The 18,157-nt window shown below is 58.6% G+C and carries 7 protein-coding genes; all 7 read left to right on the forward strand.

Annotated elements, in window-relative coordinates:
- Positions 1 to 33: 33 nt before the first annotated feature.
- The 7 genes from CKA38_RS08785 to CKA38_RS08815 all read left to right on the forward strand — a co-directional run bounded on the left by CKA38_RS08785 (position 34) and on the right by CKA38_RS08815 (position 18,156).
- Positions 34 to 6,219 (forward strand): autotransporter outer membrane beta-barrel domain-containing protein, encoded by a 6,186-nt coding sequence (locus CKA38_RS08785; RefSeq protein WP_108825133.1) that lies wholly within the window; start codon positions 34 to 36, stop codon positions 6,217 to 6,219.
- A gap of 194 nt (positions 6,220 to 6,413) precedes the next feature.
- Positions 6,414 to 9,530, forward strand: a complete 3,117-nt coding sequence (locus tag CKA38_RS08790) for a TonB-dependent receptor (protein ID WP_108825134.1) — start codon at positions 6,414 to 6,416, stop codon at positions 9,528 to 9,530.
- 26 nt (positions 9,531 to 9,556) lie between these two features.
- The gene (locus CKA38_RS08795) at positions 9,557 to 12,265 is read left to right on the forward strand and encodes an autotransporter family protein (protein WP_161554811.1); all 2,709 of its coding nucleotides are present in this window, start codon (positions 9,557 to 9,559) and stop codon (positions 12,263 to 12,265) included.
- A 98-nt stretch (positions 12,266 to 12,363) separates the two neighbouring features.
- Positions 12,364 to 14,919 (forward strand): autotransporter outer membrane beta-barrel domain-containing protein, encoded by a 2,556-nt coding sequence (locus CKA38_RS08800; protein WP_108825136.1) that lies wholly within the window; start codon positions 12,364 to 12,366, stop codon positions 14,917 to 14,919.
- A 63-nt stretch (positions 14,920 to 14,982) separates the two neighbouring features.
- Positions 14,983 to 16,236: an alpha-L-fucosidase gene (locus CKA38_RS08805; protein WP_108825137.1), complete on the forward strand. Its 1,254-nt coding sequence runs from the start codon at positions 14,983 to 14,985 to the stop codon at positions 16,234 to 16,236.
- A 42-nt stretch (positions 16,237 to 16,278) separates the two neighbouring features.
- Positions 16,279 to 17,058: a ThuA domain-containing protein gene (locus tag CKA38_RS08810; protein WP_108825138.1), complete on the forward strand. Its 780-nt coding sequence runs from the start codon at positions 16,279 to 16,281 to the stop codon at positions 17,056 to 17,058.
- A 3-nt stretch (positions 17,059 to 17,061) separates the two neighbouring features.
- Entirely contained in the window at positions 17,062 to 18,156 is a 1,095-nt protein-coding gene (locus CKA38_RS08815) for a Gfo/Idh/MocA family protein (protein ID WP_108825139.1), read from the forward strand.
- The last annotated feature ends 1 nt before the right edge of the window (position 18,157 follow it).

The raw sequence follows: 18,157 nt of genomic DNA on the forward strand, positions 1-18,157 counted from the left end.
CCCTTGATCCGACTCCGCCCTAGAACGTTTTTTATGAAAGCAAAACTTCTGCCCGCATTCGCATTCATCCTTGGCATGGCCGGCCCGCTGTCCGGGCAAACAAAGTCGCCCACGCAGGTGATCGGCACCAATGTCGTGAATTCGGCGACCATCTCCGAATCGGTGTCCACTTCGGGCACCCGCCTGAGCCTGGGCGCCGGATCGAAATACCTGCGCGAAATTGAGGCCGGCGCGACTTTTACCTTTGAGAACTCGTTTTCCTCGGACGCCGATGGCAACAGTTATCGCGGCGGCGCGGTGCGCATGAAGAACAGCGGCGCCAATGTCGTCACGTTTTCGTTTACCGGCGACGGCACGGTGGTGTTTCGCAACAACGCCACCATGAGCACCGGCAACACCGGTGGCGCGATTTGCAATTACGCCGACGCCATCATCAGTTTTAACAATGTGGCGTTTGATAATAACAAAACCATACAGGGAAACAACGGCCAGGGAGGCGCCATCTTCATGCGCGGCGGCAGTCTTTCCGTGTTAAATAGCGGCACGTTCAGCGGCAACTACGCGCAGTCACAGGGCGGCGCGATCTGGATCGAGGTGAAAGCCCAGGCCAATATTAATAACACACTATTTATAAGCAATTCCGCCGGGGTTTCCGGCGGCGCCCTTTGGGTGGGAAACAATAACAGTGCCGCCGTGCTGGACCTGACCGATGTCACGTTTACCAACAATTACGCGGGCACGCTGGGCGGAGCCATGCATCTGAGGGAATCCGGCACCGTGCGCCTGCTCGCCACTCGTGATATTGTGCACTCCGGCAACGCCGCTGGCAGCGGCACCGGAGGGTTTGCGCACATGCTTGCGAATGGCGCTTATTTGAGCCTGAGCGCCAACGCGGGCGCGACGATGGTTGTCGGCAGCGCCTCCGATGTCACGAAGGACAATATTTCCAGTTCCGCTTCCGCCGTGCGTCTTGAAATCAATACGGGCGGCGCGCAAGGGGCGGTCATCCTCAATGCCGACAACTCCACCTACACCGGCACCGTGAATGTGCTCGGCGGCAAGCTGCTGCTCGGCAACAGTGACGCCAGGCTTGGCGGGTTAATCAACGTGGGCACAGGCGCCACGTTTGGCGGACAGGGTGCCGTGGCTGCCAAAAGCGGCGCGAATAAAAATGTGATTTTCGATCAACTCAGCAATTTGCAGGTCGGCCTTGATGGTGCCAGCGGGCAGACGCAGACGCTTGCATTTACAGGTGCGCTTCATCTTGTGGACACCAGCACAATCACGGGCGATGGCATTCTCGATGTGACTGGAGGCTCCGCGACGATTGATGGCATGGTTTTCGCGGGTATTGCCGACACGAAGGCCGTGACGATTTCCGGCAACATTGGCGGACTTGGCGGACTTCATAAACAAGGCGCTGGCACGCTGGAGCTTGCCAGTGACAATACTTTTTCGGGAGGCGTGCACCTTTACGAGGGCACGCTCGCAATTGGGGCAAACGCGGCCCTTGGCAGTGGCACGCTCAATATTGGGTCAACCGGCTCGTCGAACGTTACTTTTTCCGCTGACGCGCTGACTGTCGCCAATGACATTTTCATACCCAATACTGGAAATTATACAACTTTCGACACTGCAAATTACAATGCCACGCTTTCCGGCGCGATTTCCGGCAATGGTGGTTTTGGAAAAGAAGGCGCGGGCACACTCACGCTTTCCGGCGCAGTCTCCCATACAGGCACCACGGCGATTCTTGGCGGCACGCTTGCGGGCGACATCAGTTCAAGCGGGGCCGTGGTCATCGCCAACCAGTCTGTTCTCACCGGCAACCTGACGCGCGCGGCCAACCAGTCCCTGGCCGTCTCTTCGGGCACTATCAACGGCAACTTGGACGTCAGCGGCGGCACGCTGCTGTTCGACTTGCGGGGCAGCAATGGCACGGCGGGAACCTACGACGCTTTTTCCGTGACGGGCGCATTTGGCGCGAGCGCCGCCAGTATTATCGATTTGTCCAATTTTGGAACGGCGCTGCAATATACAATCGTCACTGCGGGCGATCTTACGAGCGCCAACCTGGGCAATTTCACATTCAAGCTGGGCGGCCGCGATCTCACCAACCGCGCCACGCCCACGCTCGCCATAATCGGCAACGACGTGGTGCTCACACCGGCTGTCCGCAGTCTCATGATGAAGTGGACCGGCGGCGACTCGACCTCGCCGATTCTCTGGGACATGCAAAGCGCCAACTGGTCCGAGGCGGCCAGTGCGCTTCCCAAGGAGATCATTTTCCGCGCCGGGGATTATGCGGTGTTTGAGTCCGCTGCCACAAACACAGTCACTGTGGCCGCAGCCGGAGTCATTGCCAGCGATGTTGTCGTGAATGTAACCAGTGATTCCGCGACCCAGATATTCACCGGCGGCACGATCACGACAAAAGCAAGCGCATCCGACATCGCGGGCGACGTTGGGTATGTTTATGTCGATGGTTCAATTGACGCCAGCGGCTCGATCGCGTCATCAGGCAAACTTGTGAAAAACGGCGCGGGCACGCTTACATTTGAGAATGCGGCCAATGATTTTCTCGGAGGACTCGATATCAATGCGGGCGTTGTTTCCTTCAACAAGGCCGCGCAGCTTGGCGTCACGGGCACGCACATTCGTTTCGCGGGAAGCGGCACGCTTCGCGCCGATGCCGATATCCTCGGCGCATCCGGCACCCTCGCGAGCAACATCCATGTCGAAAGCGCGATCACCGGCGTCTTCGACACGCAATCGCACACCGTCGAATACACCGGCACGCTGAGCGGCGGGGACACCGCCTCGACCTTCGCCAAGGCCGGCGACGGAACCCTTCTCATTCGCGCGGGAGACAGCTCGAATTTTAACGGCATTGTCGCCGTAAACTCCGGCCAACTTTTGCTCGCGGATTCCGCCAGGCTCGGCGGGACGATTTCCATTGCCCAAGGCGCGCTGGCGGGCGGCAAGGGAGCCTTTGCAAACAATGTCGTTGTTAATGACGGCGGCATTTTGCGCGTCGGCACCGGGGACGCCGCCGACACCGGCGGCCCGGGCGTCCTCGACATCGGAGGCTCGCTCACGCTCACCGGCACCGCACGCGTGAACTTCCGCATATTTGGCGCGGGTTCCAACGACATGCTCAACGTCTCGGGCACCATCGACGCGGATGATAATAACAACATCATCAGCCTGCACTACGGTTCCCTCGCTTCCGGCACTTATTTTCTCGGCAACGCCGCGGGGCTCGCCGGCGTGCGGACCATCATGATCAACGACGCCCTTGTGAACACGGCCCTGCGTGCGCGATATGATCTTGGCGTCACCAGTGGCACGCTCTTCTTTTTCTACGGCATGGACGATTCCCGTTACATGGAGTGGACGGGGGCGTCCGGAACGCACAACTGGAATCCCGGCCTTTCCAACTGGACGGGATACAACGGAGACACCAGCACCGAGAAGAATTATCAGGATGGCGACACCGTTCGTTTTGCAACCACCGGCGACACCACGATCACGATTGATTCCACGGCCTACATTTCCGACATGGAGGTCGCCAACACCAGCGGCACGCTGACCTTTGCGGGCGAGGGCATAACCACGGATACCAGCATCATCACCGGCAATCTCGTCACCGATGCCAAATCCAAGCTCGTCAAGAGCGGCGCCGGAACTCTCGTTTTCGAAAATGGCGCGAATTATTTTTCGGGCGGCATCGATATTTCGGGCGGCGTGCTTGCCATCAGCGACACCGCGCAAATCAACACCGCCGGCAAGGCGATCAATTTTTCGGATTCCGGAACCTTGCGCGCCAACGCAAGCATGACGATCAGCCACACCCTTGCGCTCGCGTCCGGCGCCAATGCCGCGCTCGACACGGGCGCCAACAATGTCGTTTTTGACGGCGCGCTCACGGGTTCCGGCACAATCGCCAAGCAGGGCGCGGGCGGGTTGACCTATTCCGGCGCGGTCGCCGGCGCCGGCTTGCTCGATGCCAATGCGACCACGCGCATCGATGCCGGTTATGTCGAGCTGCGTGATTTCGCGGCCGCCGACATCGCCTCGGTCGCGCATAACTTTATCATCAATGGCGGCTGGCTCGACCTTTCCGATGCCACCGGCTTTGACCGCGACAATCCCGACGCCAGCATCGGCACAAACGACTGGCTCGGGTTGAACATCTCCGGGACGCTCGGCGGTGTCATTGGCGCCAACGACAAAATCACGCTGCGCGACGGCAGTGTCGTTTCCGGCATTGGCGCGGCATCAGACGGAGCCATTGCCAAGCAGGGCGTGTATGTTGTCGTCGATGCGGGCGCAAACGGCGTGGTGACGATGACCGGTTCAAACAGCCACGCCGGCTCCACCGTGCTCAAGAGCGGCGTCCTTCGCGTTACCGCCGACAACCAGCTCGGCCTGGCGGAGCTTAACCGCGAAATACGTTTTGAGGGCGCGGGGGCGACGCTCGAAATCGCGGCCAACGGCTACGCCAGCACCCGCGCGATCAATCTTCGCGAAGACGGCGGCATCAGCGTGGTTTTCAGTGCGACGGCCTCATGGGACGGTGTGATCAGCGGCTCCTCGCGCACCCTGTCCAAAACCGGCGGCGGCACGCTTGTCCTAACCGGCAGCAACGATGCCGCGCTCAAGTTTAACGTCGGGGAAGGCACGCTCCAGGGCAGCACGCGAAGCCTTCGAAATGACATAACGGTGGAAACCGCGGGCAACGTTGCCTTTGTCCAGGAAACCGACGGCCAATACAATGGAATCATCTCCGGCGCGGGCACGTTTGAGAAACGCGGCGCGGCGACTCTCACAATGACCATGCCCAGCGCGCTGACAGGCGCGACGCGCATACTTTCCGGCACGCTCAGGGTGGGGGCTGACAATTTGCTCGGCGCGGCGTCGGCGCATGCCATTTCCAACGGCGCCACGCTTGACATGCGGGGCACGCGCCAGGCGGTTGAGTCGCTTGACAATGAAGGCGGCATTCTCCTCACGGCCGATGTGAATTCCCGCCTGGGCTTGGTGAGCCGCGCCGACCAGCTTGCCGTCGCCGGCGCCATTTTGGGAAGCGGCACCATCAACCTCAGCCTCATCGACGTCGCCCCGACGGTGACAACCGGCACGGATCGGACGGTGCTGATCAGCGGCGCCAGCAACACGTCGGATTACTCCATTGTCATCAATGGCGGGCATATCACGGATGTTTACGGATGGGCCGTTGAAAAGATCGACACCGATTACGTCCTGACGCGCGGCCCGCTCTCTCCGCTCATCCCCGGGGTTGTGGGAATTGACGCGGCCGTGTTTATCAGCACGCAGGCCGCGTTCGATGCGCTGGGCCAGCGGCTGGGCGCCATGCGCCTCGCAAACAATGGCGTGACGCGCCAGGGTTTTGACGTCTGGGTCAACGGCATTTACCGGCACGACGAAATTAGCGAAACCCTTTACGATGGCACAAAAACCGACACGCAGGGCGTGCAAGTCGGGCTGGATTATACCGGAAAGATCAAGCGGTATGCCGTCGGTGTTTTTGCCGATTATATAAACACCGACATGGACATGCCGGGCGGCGAGACCAAGACCGACGTCACGGGCTACGGCGCATATCTCACCATGCGGCCCGCCAGCGCCTGGTATGTGGATGTGCTCCTGCGCGCGCACACCAGCACACACACGGTATCGCTGCCCGGCGTGCGCGATTTTGACATGGACGCCGACGGCTTCGGCGCGTCCGTCATGTATGGCTACGAGTTCAAGACGCGCTCGGGATGGAATGTCGAGCCGCAGGTGCAACTGACATGGAGCCGCACCAACGTGGACGAAACATTCGATCCCGGCTACCGCCTCTTCAAGGTGAACACAATCGCGTCGTTCCGCGCTCGGGTCGGAGCCCAAATTTCAAAGACAATTGTCTTTAACAACGGCAACCGTCTCAATCCATACGTGCGGGCCGGATTCGTGCAGGAGCTTGAGGGCAAAAACGATGTGACCGTGCTGCAATACACCGACGCCACAAGGAAGTATTTGCGCAACCGTTATGATTTTTCGGACAACTTCGGAGGAAGCTCGGGAATCATAGCCATCGGTTCGACACTGCGCATCCGCGACCGTTTCGATGCCTGGGCGGATGCCGGATGCGCCATGGGCGGCAAGATGGAAAGCTACGGCGTCAACCTCGGCGTCGCCCTCCACTGGTAATTATACTCAAGATGGCCGCCCGTGCTACTAATTACACTCATCTGTGTTTAAAGTGTTTAACTTTAGCCAAGCCAATTCCCTCAACCCTTGTAAACCCGTTCCATTCATCCCTGACCCTTTGAGGCATGCGCCAAGGCCAAGCCAGGCTTGGGCGCATGATTTAATAATCAAATCTTTTAATATATATTACCCTTATGCACAAAGAACCCAATAATATAATAAAGGCATTCGCCGTGAACCAGCGTTTGATGCGTGTATTCCAATTTCATGTGTTTGGGGTGCTGGCCGCAATCATGGCGCTGTCCTTGCCGGTTGCCGGGCAGGATGAAAAATTGCAGGATCCCGGGGCCATTGCCGGACAGGTCACCAACAAGGCCACGAAAAAATACCTGATCAACGTGGCCATTTCAGTGGCGGACACGCCCATCCGCGCGAGCACGGACCAGGACGGCAACTATACGATACAAAATTTGAAGCCGGGTTCGTATTCATTGATTTTTGAATACACAGGGTTGGACACCGAGCGCACGGTGGTGCAAGTGGCTCCGGGAAAAACGACCAGCCTTGATGTCGAAATGACGGCGGATGTGTATCACTTGGAGACGTTTGTCGTTTCCTCCGATCGAGAAGGCCAGGCGCAGGCGATTCAGGAGCAGAAAATGGCGGTGGACAGCCGTTATGTTTTGGCCGCGGACAGCTTCGGCAATATTCAGGACGGCAATGTCGGCGAGCTGCTCAAGCAGTTGCCCGGCGTCATGGTGTTCGACTCCAGCGCGGCGGTCGAGGGCGAGGGCGCGCCCGGCGAACTGACCGGAATCCAAATCCGTGGCGCGATGGGCGACCAGTCCGCGCTGGTGACTCTGAACGGCAACGAAGCCAGCAGCGCCTCGGCCATTGGCTCGGCCTCGCGCTCGTTTTCGCTGAAAGGTTTTAACGTGGACAACATCGAGAGCCTGGAAATTTTCAAGGCCTCCACGCCCGCGCATCCCGGCAACACGCTGGGCGGACTGGTCAACTTCACCACCAGAAGCGCGTTTCAGCAAAAGGGCAGGCGGCTCACGCTGGACACGCAGATAAACTTTATAGAAAGCGAATGGGGTCTGGGCAGCCGTTTGCACAGCAACACCGAACCAGCCCGCAAGTTTTATCCCGGCATGACGCTTAATTACTCCGAGGCATTTTTTCAAAACACGGCGCATCCCATTGGGATTTCGCTCACGCTTGGCGCCAACCGGAGCGCCCGGTATGGCGTCCGCCTGAAGGCGGGATATGCCGGGGTGAACGGCGAGTTGCCCTGGGGGCAGCCGGAGCTATCCGATGTGCCCGTGGCCGCCACAAGCTATCAATGGCAGGACGAGGATTCCATATACGACTCGCTGCGGGCGGGGCTCACGGTGGATTTTAAAGTGTCTCCCCACACCAGCGCCTATGCCGTGTTTGGCTGGGACAAGCAAAAGCAGTCTGACGGCGGTTATCGCCGGTTGATCGCAACCGCGGGCACTGTGCTCCCCGGTTCCACCATCGACAGAATAGAGGCCTCGGAGGCGCAGGGCGTTAATATTAACGCGAGCGTCGGCTTGTTTCGGTTTGAAAATAAGAACTTCAGGATTAACCCCGGCATGAAACACAAGTGGGGCGACTTCTCGCTCAACTACGATGTTTTTTATAGTAAATCCACCAGCGACCGCGATGAGAAGAGAGTGGATTATTATCTGGCCGACAATTCGGAGAACGCCGCGTCGCGCGTGAAGTTTGTGGTCGATAACATCATTGCGAGCGAGGGCGACGGCGCGAATTTGCGGATGGTTTCCGGGGCCGATCCGGCGGATCTCGACAGTTGGAATTCCCTCACCCTGGGTTACAAGCCGCAGTCCGTGAGCGACGAGCGTTATGGCGGAAAAATAGACGCCAAGAAGAGCCTTCTTTTTCGCTTTCCTCTCCAGCTACAATCGGGCGCCGCATATAATGTGCGCGATAGCGCATACGAGCGACCGGAATACAGGTATGATCTGACTGGCGCCGACAAGTTGCTGGGCACGCCGGACGATCCAAGGCTGGGAAGCTTTTTGGACAAGAACCGGACCTCGTCCGATTTTTACTACGGAGATCGCATGCCGGAGATCGCGTGGGTGAGCCCGGATGCGATTTGGGATCATTTTCTCTCCCATCCGGATCAGTTTTGGGGGCAGCACGCCAACAACGCTCAGGCCGTGAGGCAAAACAGCAAATCCTTCAAGGAGAAGGTCACCGCCGTGTATTTCATGGGCACCTGGAAACTCGCCGACCTCACCATCCTGGCCGGAGCGCGCTGGGAGCTGACGGACAATTCCAGCCACGGTTACGTAAGGCTGTCCGAGGAGGGCTCCAGCAGCGATCCCTCCTACGAGCCCGATGCCGCCGAGCGCGCCTTTGGGCGCTGGCAACCCCGGTCCGCGTCAAAATCCTACGACAACTGGCTGCCCAGTTTGCATTTGAAATATGAGCCGGTGAAAAACTTTATCCTTCGCGGCAGCATCACCAACGACATCGGGCGTCCCTCGGTGGGCAACATGATCGCCAATGCCTCGTTTGACCACCAGGGGCGGAGCATCAGGATGTCCAACCCCGACCTCGTTCCGCAGGCGGGGCGCAATTACGACGTGAGCATTGAGTATTATATTAAAAACGGCGTGGTCTCGCTGGCGGGATTCTACAAGGACCAGAAAAACCGGATTGAGGAAGTCCGATACACAGTCGGGGCCGGCATGGACAACGGATTCGACGGCATGTATGAGAACTACACCGTTTATCAGAATATAAACGCGACCAATGTGAAGATTCAGGGCGTTGAGTTTTCATTTTCACAGCGTTTGTATTATTTGCCCTGGCTGCTCAAAAATCTGCGCCTGAACTGCAATTATACTTACAACGAAAGCAAGCGCACGCAGTTGGGCTCCCCGGGCACATGGCTGAAAACAAAGGACTATGGCTCGCCCCGCGACACGGCCAATGTCGCGATCTCCTACTCGGGACGCCGTCTCTCGTGGCGGGTGAAGTGCAACTGGCGGGGATCCTACGTGAACGAGATGTATTATTGGGGGCAGAATACCAACAAGCCGACCACGACACCCTATTCCGTTTACAGATGGGATGAGACACTCCAGTTCGACCTGGGCGCCAGTTATTCGTTTTCACGGACATGGACCCTTTATTTTGACTGGAGAAACATCACGGGCGAGGCCGCCGTGAGACGCTGGAATTATTCCAACGTAATGCGTGAATATCACAGGGGGCTTTCCAATGTGTCGATCGGACTGAAGGCCGGGTTCTAACCGCAAAAATGGAGTTTATTTATTTTATGAAAACACATGATAATAATATGCCCGTGGGCGCGGACCTTCGGGGATTCAGGATTTTCCGCGCAGCCGCCGCCTTCGCGGGCGGCATGGCCCTCATGGCGGCGCTGCACGCTCAGATTCCCCCGCCAAATCAATACGGCGGCAATCTCCGCGATCCCAACAAGCCGTATTACAGCGATGGCACGACGCGGCTATTTATAGAGGCGCGCTGGACCGGCGCCACCACGAACCTTCTTGATCCCGCCGCATGGAGCACGGGCACGGTGCCCAATGATCCGGAGGGCGCGCGGACTTACGGCACCGGTTATTCGGGCACGGGGTATTATGTCTCGGGCACGTTGATGGGGCCGCCGCCTCCGGACTCGCCTGATTTCATACCGGGCACGGTGTTGGTGCTGCCTTATAAGACGACCAGCGGCGGTTATGCGATCCCCGACACGGTGGATCCCACCAAGGTTGAGTGGTATGGGGGAAACAAATACGAGCCCGTGCATCTCCAGTTGGCCTGGACCGGTTCCGGCGATTTTTATCAAAACATAGACCACATCCAATATGTTGACGGCTACGCGCTGGATTTGAGCGGCAACGACAGCGGCCGCTATACGCTTGATATAAATGGAATGGGGATCGTGCGCTGGAACACCGACAACGACGGCACCTCGTCCACGGCGCCGGAGTTCACCGGCTCGTCAAACCCACGCGGGCCGACCAACATGCCGCCGTTGATTATAAACATCGGGAAAAACGCGACATTAAAATACAGTTCTCCCACCCCCGGCGCCGGCAGCACGGTGGGCAGGGATCGAATAGACCAGTGGGAGCAATCATACCGGGCGAACTGGGGCAATGTGAACTCTCAGATCAATCTGGCCGATTCCTCCGCCGTGTTCGACATGAGCGAGCTGGTGGACACGACGCATTGTTATTTTTATAAAGTGGACGGTGTGAAAGGCTCCCAAATCCTGCTGCCCTCGGGCTCCCCCTCAATATATTTTGGCGCGGCCTCGAATGGCACGGGACGGCGTTATGACATGCGTATAGACTCCGACATTATCGCCGGCGCCATAGGTTCTCAGGCATTGCAAAAATATGGGGTGGGCACCCTTTATTTGGGCGGCGAAAACACCTACACCGGCAACACCACTGTCCAGGAAGGGGCGCTCTTTATATATGGAAAAGTCGCGGGTTCGGTTGTCCTGGCCACAAACCGGGTTACATCGTTTGGCGGCGACTCCAAGGGCAAGCCGCAGGATTATTGGACCATTGCCGGGAACCTGAGCAACACCCGGGGATATGTTTCCGCGGGCGCCACGGGCGGCGCGATTGGCGAGCTGCGAGTCAAGGGCAACATTATAATGGGATCGTCTGAGGCTTGGACCCTCGTGGATATTGAAAACCTGGGCAACTATGATGTCATAAAGGCGGGCGGCACGATCGCGCTTGACGGGCACCTGCAACTGTCGCCCGTGCCAAACTCGACACTGCATGCCGGAACCTATCGCATCATTGAGGCAGAGGGCGGCATCACGGGAAGTTTCTTTGATGTGTCAAAGCCCGGCCTGCTGACGCTCGATTGCGAAGTTCAGGTTTTCAGCCAGCATGTTGACGTGGTCATGACCCAGCTTCCTTTCACCGGAGTGCGGGGGCTTTCCGATGTCTCCGGCAAGGTTGCGCCTTTGCTGGATTCGCTGATTGGCAATGCCGGGGCGGATGGTATCATCGGCACACTCAATGCCGCCACCGGGATTGGGCAATTGGACCGCGCAATCGCCCAGTTGACGCCGCTCGCGGATCGCTACTGGTTCACCAACGCGGTGATCGGCACGGGCGATCTGACCCAGCGACTGGACGAGCGGGTTGTCCAGCCACTGGATGACGCACGGCATCGTTTTGGCATCTTTGCGGGATGCTCCGCGCTCGACATGGACATTCCCGCCACCGACGGCGCGGAAAGCTGGGAGGGAACCATGATTCGTTTCCTCGGCGGTGTGGACTTCCACGTCGCGAACAACCTTTCGGCCACTGTTTTTTATGCCAGGGACGAAACAAAATCCGACCTCGATCCCCTCGGCAGCGAGGGCAAGATCAAGAGCAATACCTATGGGCTCCATGTGAACTGGCGCGCGGGCAAGTGGGACCTCAAGGCGATGGCGTTTTACGGCACCGATGACTATGAATCGACGCGCAGCGTCGCGCTTGCCGGGGCGGGGGACTGGGTGCGCGCATCGAGCTCGGGCAAGCGGCTTGGCGGCGCGCTGAATGTCAGCTATGTTTTCGAGGATGTCATCGGCGGCGCCCTGAGTCCTTATGCCGGTTTGCAATATGTAAAATGGGATGCCGACGGTTACGCCGAGACCGGCGCCACGCTGCCGATGAGCGTGGACGATCAAAGCGCGACCTCCCTGGTCGGGAAGGCGGGCATCCGGTTTGTGTATCCTTTCAAGTTGCTGAAATTGTCGTGCCGCACGGTGCTCAATGCCGGCTGGCAATTCGAGATGGGGGACAAGGACCGCACCGTTCGCGCCAGCCTGAATGACAACAATTATGAGCTGGACCTGACCAACGACGGCAACGGTTACGTGCTGCGGGCCGCCTTCGAGATCGATTTCTCCAAGCGTCTGACGCTCCATTTGAGCGCGGGCAAGGAGGACGGGCTGCACGACGTGGACAATGTCAGCGGTTACGCGGGAATAGCCTTCCGCTTCTGATGTTTAATAAAACCCAATTAATAAAATAATCACGGAATCGCCGAACCATTAAAGAAACCGTTTCACCGCATTTTTCCGAGATTTAATAAAAACATTTTATGAAAACACACATTTCCCTGATCCTTGCCTTCCTTTGCCTGGCGGTTGTCCCGGCCCTGCGGGCGCAATTGATAGAAACCATCTGGACCGGGTCCGGTGGGGACACGCGCTGGGATAATCCCGCCAACTGGCGAACCGGCGCGGTGCCCGACGCGAACACTTATATAAATATCAAGCCGGCGCTGCACCCGGTGGTGCTTGATCTCACGGGCGTGAGCGGGACATTTCAGCTGAACGGCTTCGATTTAAATGACAGGGCCAACGGCACCGTCATGAACATCCGGGGCACCGACGCCGAAACGGTCACCATGGATATCACCGGCCTTCCCGTCATGTGGTATTTGCATAGCGGCGGCGTGCCGAGTTCCGGAATCAATATAGACGACCTGCCGCAGGTCATCTTTAATATCGGCAAAAATGGCGTGTTGAAATTCAGCCTGGTCAGCAGCGGCACGGGAGGCGGGACGGATTTCACCCGCTATAATGGCGATGTCGCCCACGTGCGCCTGACTGACAATGCCGTTTTCGATGTGTCGGAGCGCGTGTGGATGGATCCCGATGGTTCGGGCACGATGCCGCCCCGACGGGCGCTGGCTGCCGTGAGCATGTTGCAGGCCGAGGCCGGCACCACCATCAAGATGGGGCGCAATTCGTTGCGAATCGGCGATAATTACAGCGCGCGTGCGGTCAGCAGCGTCGAGATTGCCGGCAATATGGAGGCTTCCGAGGGGGGGATATTGATCAAGTCCGATCCGGGGACGGTTATTATATCCGGGCAAAATTATTTTGGTTATGGTGAATACGAAACAGAGTTGCGGACGGGAAACCTTTTGGATGACAACGGATTTCTTTTCACTGGCACGGTCTCAGACGCAAGAACCTCCTCCCGCAACCTCGTCATGTCCCAAGTGAACAACGGCGTCATGGTTGTGAACAGCAATATCGGGGACACGCGCGTCACCTCCGCCGGCGCCACCCTTGCCGGGCACGGACGAACGGGGTCGGTGATCGTGGAGCAGGGCACCGTGACCGGCGGGGCCGGCAGAAACAGCCCCGATGTCGGCACGCTGTTTGTGGACGGCAATTTCGAGATGCGCGCCACCGGCTCCAGCACCCTGTGGATAGACATCGGCAAAAACGGCACATACGACCGCATTCATGTGAGCGGCTCGGCGGTTGTTTCCGGAAGCACGCCGCTTCTGCGCCTTTGGGTGGCGGCCGGCTCCATCGTCGCCGGCGAGTATAAATTTCTAACCTCGGATTCGCTTATCGAGGGCACGTTCGCAAAGAATAAGGTGATGATTCCCGAATCTCTTACCCTGGTTCCCGCCGATCCTGAAAATCCCGTCAGCGTTTCCGCCGACAAAAAAACCATGAGCGTTAAAATGCTGCAGCTTCCGTTCTCCGACGTGCGGGGGCTTTCGGACGGACAGTTGAAAGTGGCCGGTTACCTTGATTATTTGATCACCCAGGCCGATCCCAATTCGCCCGAGTCATACAATCCGCTGGTTGGCGTGATGAATGGCAAGGCAAGCCGCGGTTTTTATGAAACGGCCATCGACCGGGACGCGTCGTTGAAATTATTGGCCGACGCCATGAACCAGCTAACACCCATGGCGTATGTGTCCTTGTATGAAACAGCCATTGCCGGCATGAGCACACTGGCCGAGGGGGTGGAAAACCGGGTCAACCTGGCCTTCAAGCAGCCGTTCAGGGACAAGTTTAGCCTTTATACGAATTTTGAATACAGCACCTCGAAGACGGAGGCGACGCTGGATACCGAAAGCGCCAAGCTGGACAATTATTATTATACAATCGGCGGATCCAAATCGGTGGGCGAAAACCTGATGCTTGGCGCGGAGCTGGTCATTGGTGACGGTTCCTACATACCCGACAAGGACGGGTCCAAAATCAAGGGCAATAGTTACACCGTCAGTGTGTTTGGCGCATGGAAACGCGACAAGCTGACCGTGGGCGGGCTGGCGCTGTTTGGCTCCGATGATTATTCATCGAATCGTTCCGTTAAAAAAACCGGGCAGGCGGATTATGTTTCCGCCGATATCGATGGTTCGCGCAGCGGATTGGGCGCCTGGGTTTCATACAAGCATGACATCGGCTCATTTTCCATAAGCCCGTATGGAGCCATGCACTGGATGAATTGGACCATGAATCGTTTCGAGGAAGACGGCCCCTCCTCCGTGGCGCTCACCGTTGAGAAACAAAAGGAGGATTTGATACAATCCCGGTTGGGCGTTCGCGCCGAAAAAGCCCTGTTTGCGCAGAATCATCCGAATTCGCTGTTTCATCTGTTTTTGGATGTGTCGTGGGTTTATCTATGGAAGGGCACCGATGCGCGAACCGTGAGAACGTCACTGGAGGGTTATTCCGTGGATGCCGTGGTGCCGGAACTATCCGACAGCGGTGTGCGCGCGACGCTCGGCATGTCGGCCGCGCTTGACAGCCGCTGGACATTTCAAGTGGGCGCGACCGCCCAGCGCGACGGCGGTTTCGACACGCAATATAATTACCACGCCACCTTCGGTTATAAATTTTAATATTCAATAACTCACACAACTTGCGGGAACTCGTCATGGGTTCCCGCTTTTTAATACCTTGTCATGAATCAACAAAACTCAACATCGGCGGATTTTTCGTGGTTTGATCATTCCCGTTACGGAATGTTTGTGCATTGGGGGGCGTATTCGGTCGCCGCGCGCGGCGAGTGGGTGCGAAACCGCGAGCGCATTCCGCAGGACGAATACGCGCGTTTATACGCGGACAATTTTCGCGCCGAGAAATATGATCCCGCCGCCTGGGCCGCGCTCGCGAAGGAGGCGGGCATGGGGTATGTCGTCATCACGACACGGCACCATGACGGGTTTGCGTTGTGGCCCACGGCAACCAGCGATTTTCACGCGGGGCGCGTCGGCCCCAAGCGCGATTTGTTGAAGCCGTTTGTCGAGGCCGTGCGGGCCGCGGGATTAAGGGTAGGATTTTATTTTTCCCCCGCCGACTGGCGGCATTCCGATTATCCGGGGTCTTATTATCGCGACTGGCCGGGGACGGGCGACTGGTGTTCGCCGGATGCCAGGGCGCGCATGCTGTCCTGTTATCGCGAGCAGTTGGTCGAGCTGATGACGGGTTACGGGAAAATCGATTATCTTTGGTATGACGGTTGCATCCCGGCGGATCTCGCAACGCCCGAAATCAATGAGGAGGTGATTCGCTTGCAGCCGCACATTCTCATAAACGAGCGCAATGGCGCGCCGTGGCATGTGCATATTTCCGAGCAGGCGATCAACCCTCCCAAGCGGCGCGATATGCGCTGGGAGGCGTGCATGACCCTCAACGACAACTGGGGATGGCACGCGGGCGACACAAATTGGAAGTCGGCCCGCGAGGTCGTCAAGATGCTCTGCGAAACCGCCGCCGGCGGCGGAAATCTGCTGCTCAACATCGGGCCGCGCCCGGATGGCTCGGTTCCCGGGGAGACCGTTCGCATTTTGCGCGAGTCGGGCGCGTGGCTGGCGCGCAATGGCGACGCGATCCGCGGTTGCGAGCGCTCGCCGTTCACTTGGAACAACTGGGGCCGCGTCACCGTGCGGGGGAATCGCGTTTACCTGCACATCCGAAACGGCACGGGACGCGAGCTGTGCTGGGCGGAGTTGAAAAACAAAGTGCTCGCGGCGCGCTGGCTCGACGGCGGAGCTCCGGTCAAATTTGACCAACAAGGTGAACGCCTTTTCCTGCGCGACCTTCCCGTGGAACTGCCCGATCCGCTGACGAGCACAATTGAATTGACTGTGGAGGGCGCGCCGGAACCTTTGACTCAACAAACAACATTCTGGATTCCCGGCGAGCCGGCGGCGTGAACCGCGGTCGATTATATTATCCAAAAACAATTATTTATAAGCATGAGCAATATTGACGAGCCAGTCCGCGTGGTGGTTTGGAACGAAAACCGGCACGAAAAGAATAATCCGAAAGTTGCCGCGATTTATCCACAGGGCATTCACGAGGCGATTGCCGCGCCGCTGCGCGCCACCGGCGGCATTGATGCGAAAACGGCCACATTGGACGAGCCGGAGCACGGGCTCGCGCAGGACGTGCTTGATGCGACCGATGTCCTCATCTGGTGGGGGCACATGGCCCACGGCGATGTGCGGGACGAGATTGTCGCCCGCGTGAAAAAACGCGTGCTCGAGGGCATGGGGCTCATCGTGCTGCACTCGGGCCATTATTCAAAAATCTTCAAGGCGCTCATGGGCACGACATGTTCGCTCAAGTGGCGCGAATCGACGGACAAGGAGCGTATCTGGAACGTGAGTCCCGCGCATCCCATCGCGGCCGGCCTGCCGGAGCATTTTGAACTGCCCGCCGAGGAAATGTATGGCGAGCCGTTTGGCATTCCGGAGCCCGACGAACTGGTGTTCATCTCGTGGTTCACGGGCGGCGAGGTGTTTCGCAGCGGCGCAACGTGGCGGCGCGGTCACGGACGGGTGTTTTATTTCCAGCCGGGGCACGAAACCTACCCGACGTATCACGACAAAAATATCCAGCGCGTGATTGCCAACGCCGTGCGCTGGGCGCGCCCGACCGTGCGGATTGCCGATGTTTGCCCGAATGTCAAAGCGCTCGAGCCGCTGCCCGTTGATTCCGAGGCGGAGACGCGTTCCAAAGTTGGCTACAAGTAAGCCATGCGAAAAACGTCTTCCCGAAAAAAGCCCGTTCGCATCGCGATCATCGGCGCGGGCGGCATGGGAAACACGCATGCGGACTGCTTTCGGAAAATTCCCGGTTGCGAGCTCGTGGCGGCCGTGGATGTGGACGCCGGGCGCGCCGCCGAGTTTTGCGCGGCGCACGGAATACCGCATTCGTTCGGGCGCGTTGATGAGATGCTCGCCGGGGTTGATGTCGATGCGGTGAGCATAGTCACGCCGGACGTGTTTCATGCGGCGCAGTCGATCCAGTGCCTCGCGGCGGGCAAGCATGTGCTTTGCGAAAAACCGCTCGCGACCGACTATCGCGAGGCATCCGCGATGGTCTCGGCGGCGCGCAAGGCCGGCACCGTCAACATGGTCAATTTTTCCTATCGCAACTGGTCGTGCATCCAGGCCGTGGCCGCGCTGGTGCGGAAGGGCGGGGTGGGGGAGATTCGCCATGTGGAGGCGAGCTATTTGCAGGCGTGGCTCGTGAGCAAGGCGTGGGGTGACTGGCGCACGTCGCCGAAATGGCTTTGGCGTCTTTCGGGCAGGCACGGCAGCAAGGGTGCGCTCGGCGATATCGGCGTGCATATCGTGGACTTCGCGACGTATCCCGCCGGGCCGATCAAACGCGTGCATTGCAAGCTCGGAACGTTCGGCAAGGCGCCAAAAAATCGCGTCGGCGAATACAAACTCGATGCGAACGATTCTGCCGTCATGACGGTCGAGTTTGCCAGCGGCGCCCTTGGCACGATTCACACCACCCGCTGGATGGGCGGCCACGCCAACCGTCTGTTCCTGAAAATCGCGGGCACGCGCGGGACGGTGGAAATTGACTCGGAGAAAACGACGGAAGGCTATCGCATTTGCGCGGGCGGGGATCTCGACACGGCGACGTGGCGCGATGTCGCGGTGAAACCGACACCCACCAACTACGAGCGCTTCATCACAAGCATCCGCACGGGACGGCGCGAGCAGCCGGATTTCGCCCGCGGCGCCGAAATCCAACGCGTGCTCGACGCCTGTTTCGAGTCGGACGCAAGGGGAATGCCCGTGGCTGTTTGCTCAAAAAGGGCGGCGAGGCGATAAG

This window comes from Ereboglobus luteus (assembly GCF_003096195.1).
Classification (GTDB): Bacteria; Verrucomicrobiota; Verrucomicrobiia; order Opitutales; family Opitutaceae; genus Ereboglobus; species Ereboglobus luteus.

Coding starts and splice junctions, on each gene's coding strand:
- CKA38_RS08805 (WP_108825137.1), top strand. CDS start 14,983: ATGAATCAACAAAACTCAACATCGGCGGATTTTTCGTGGTTTGATCAT.
- CKA38_RS08810 (WP_108825138.1), top strand. CDS start 16,279: ATGAGCAATATTGACGAGCCAGTCCGCGTGGTGGTTTGGAACGAAAAC.
- CKA38_RS08795 (WP_161554811.1), top strand. CDS start 9,557: ATGAAAACACATGATAATAATATGCCCGTGGGCGCGGACCTTCGGGGA.
- CKA38_RS08785 (WP_108825133.1), top strand. CDS start 34: ATGAAAGCAAAACTTCTGCCCGCATTCGCATTCATCCTTGGCATGGCC.
- CKA38_RS08815 (WP_108825139.1), top strand. CDS start 17,062: ATGCGAAAAACGTCTTCCCGAAAAAAGCCCGTTCGCATCGCGATCATC.
- CKA38_RS08790 (WP_108825134.1), top strand. CDS start 6,414: ATGCACAAAGAACCCAATAATATAATAAAGGCATTCGCCGTGAACCAG.
- CKA38_RS08800 (WP_108825136.1), top strand. CDS start 12,364: ATGAAAACACACATTTCCCTGATCCTTGCCTTCCTTTGCCTGGCGGTT.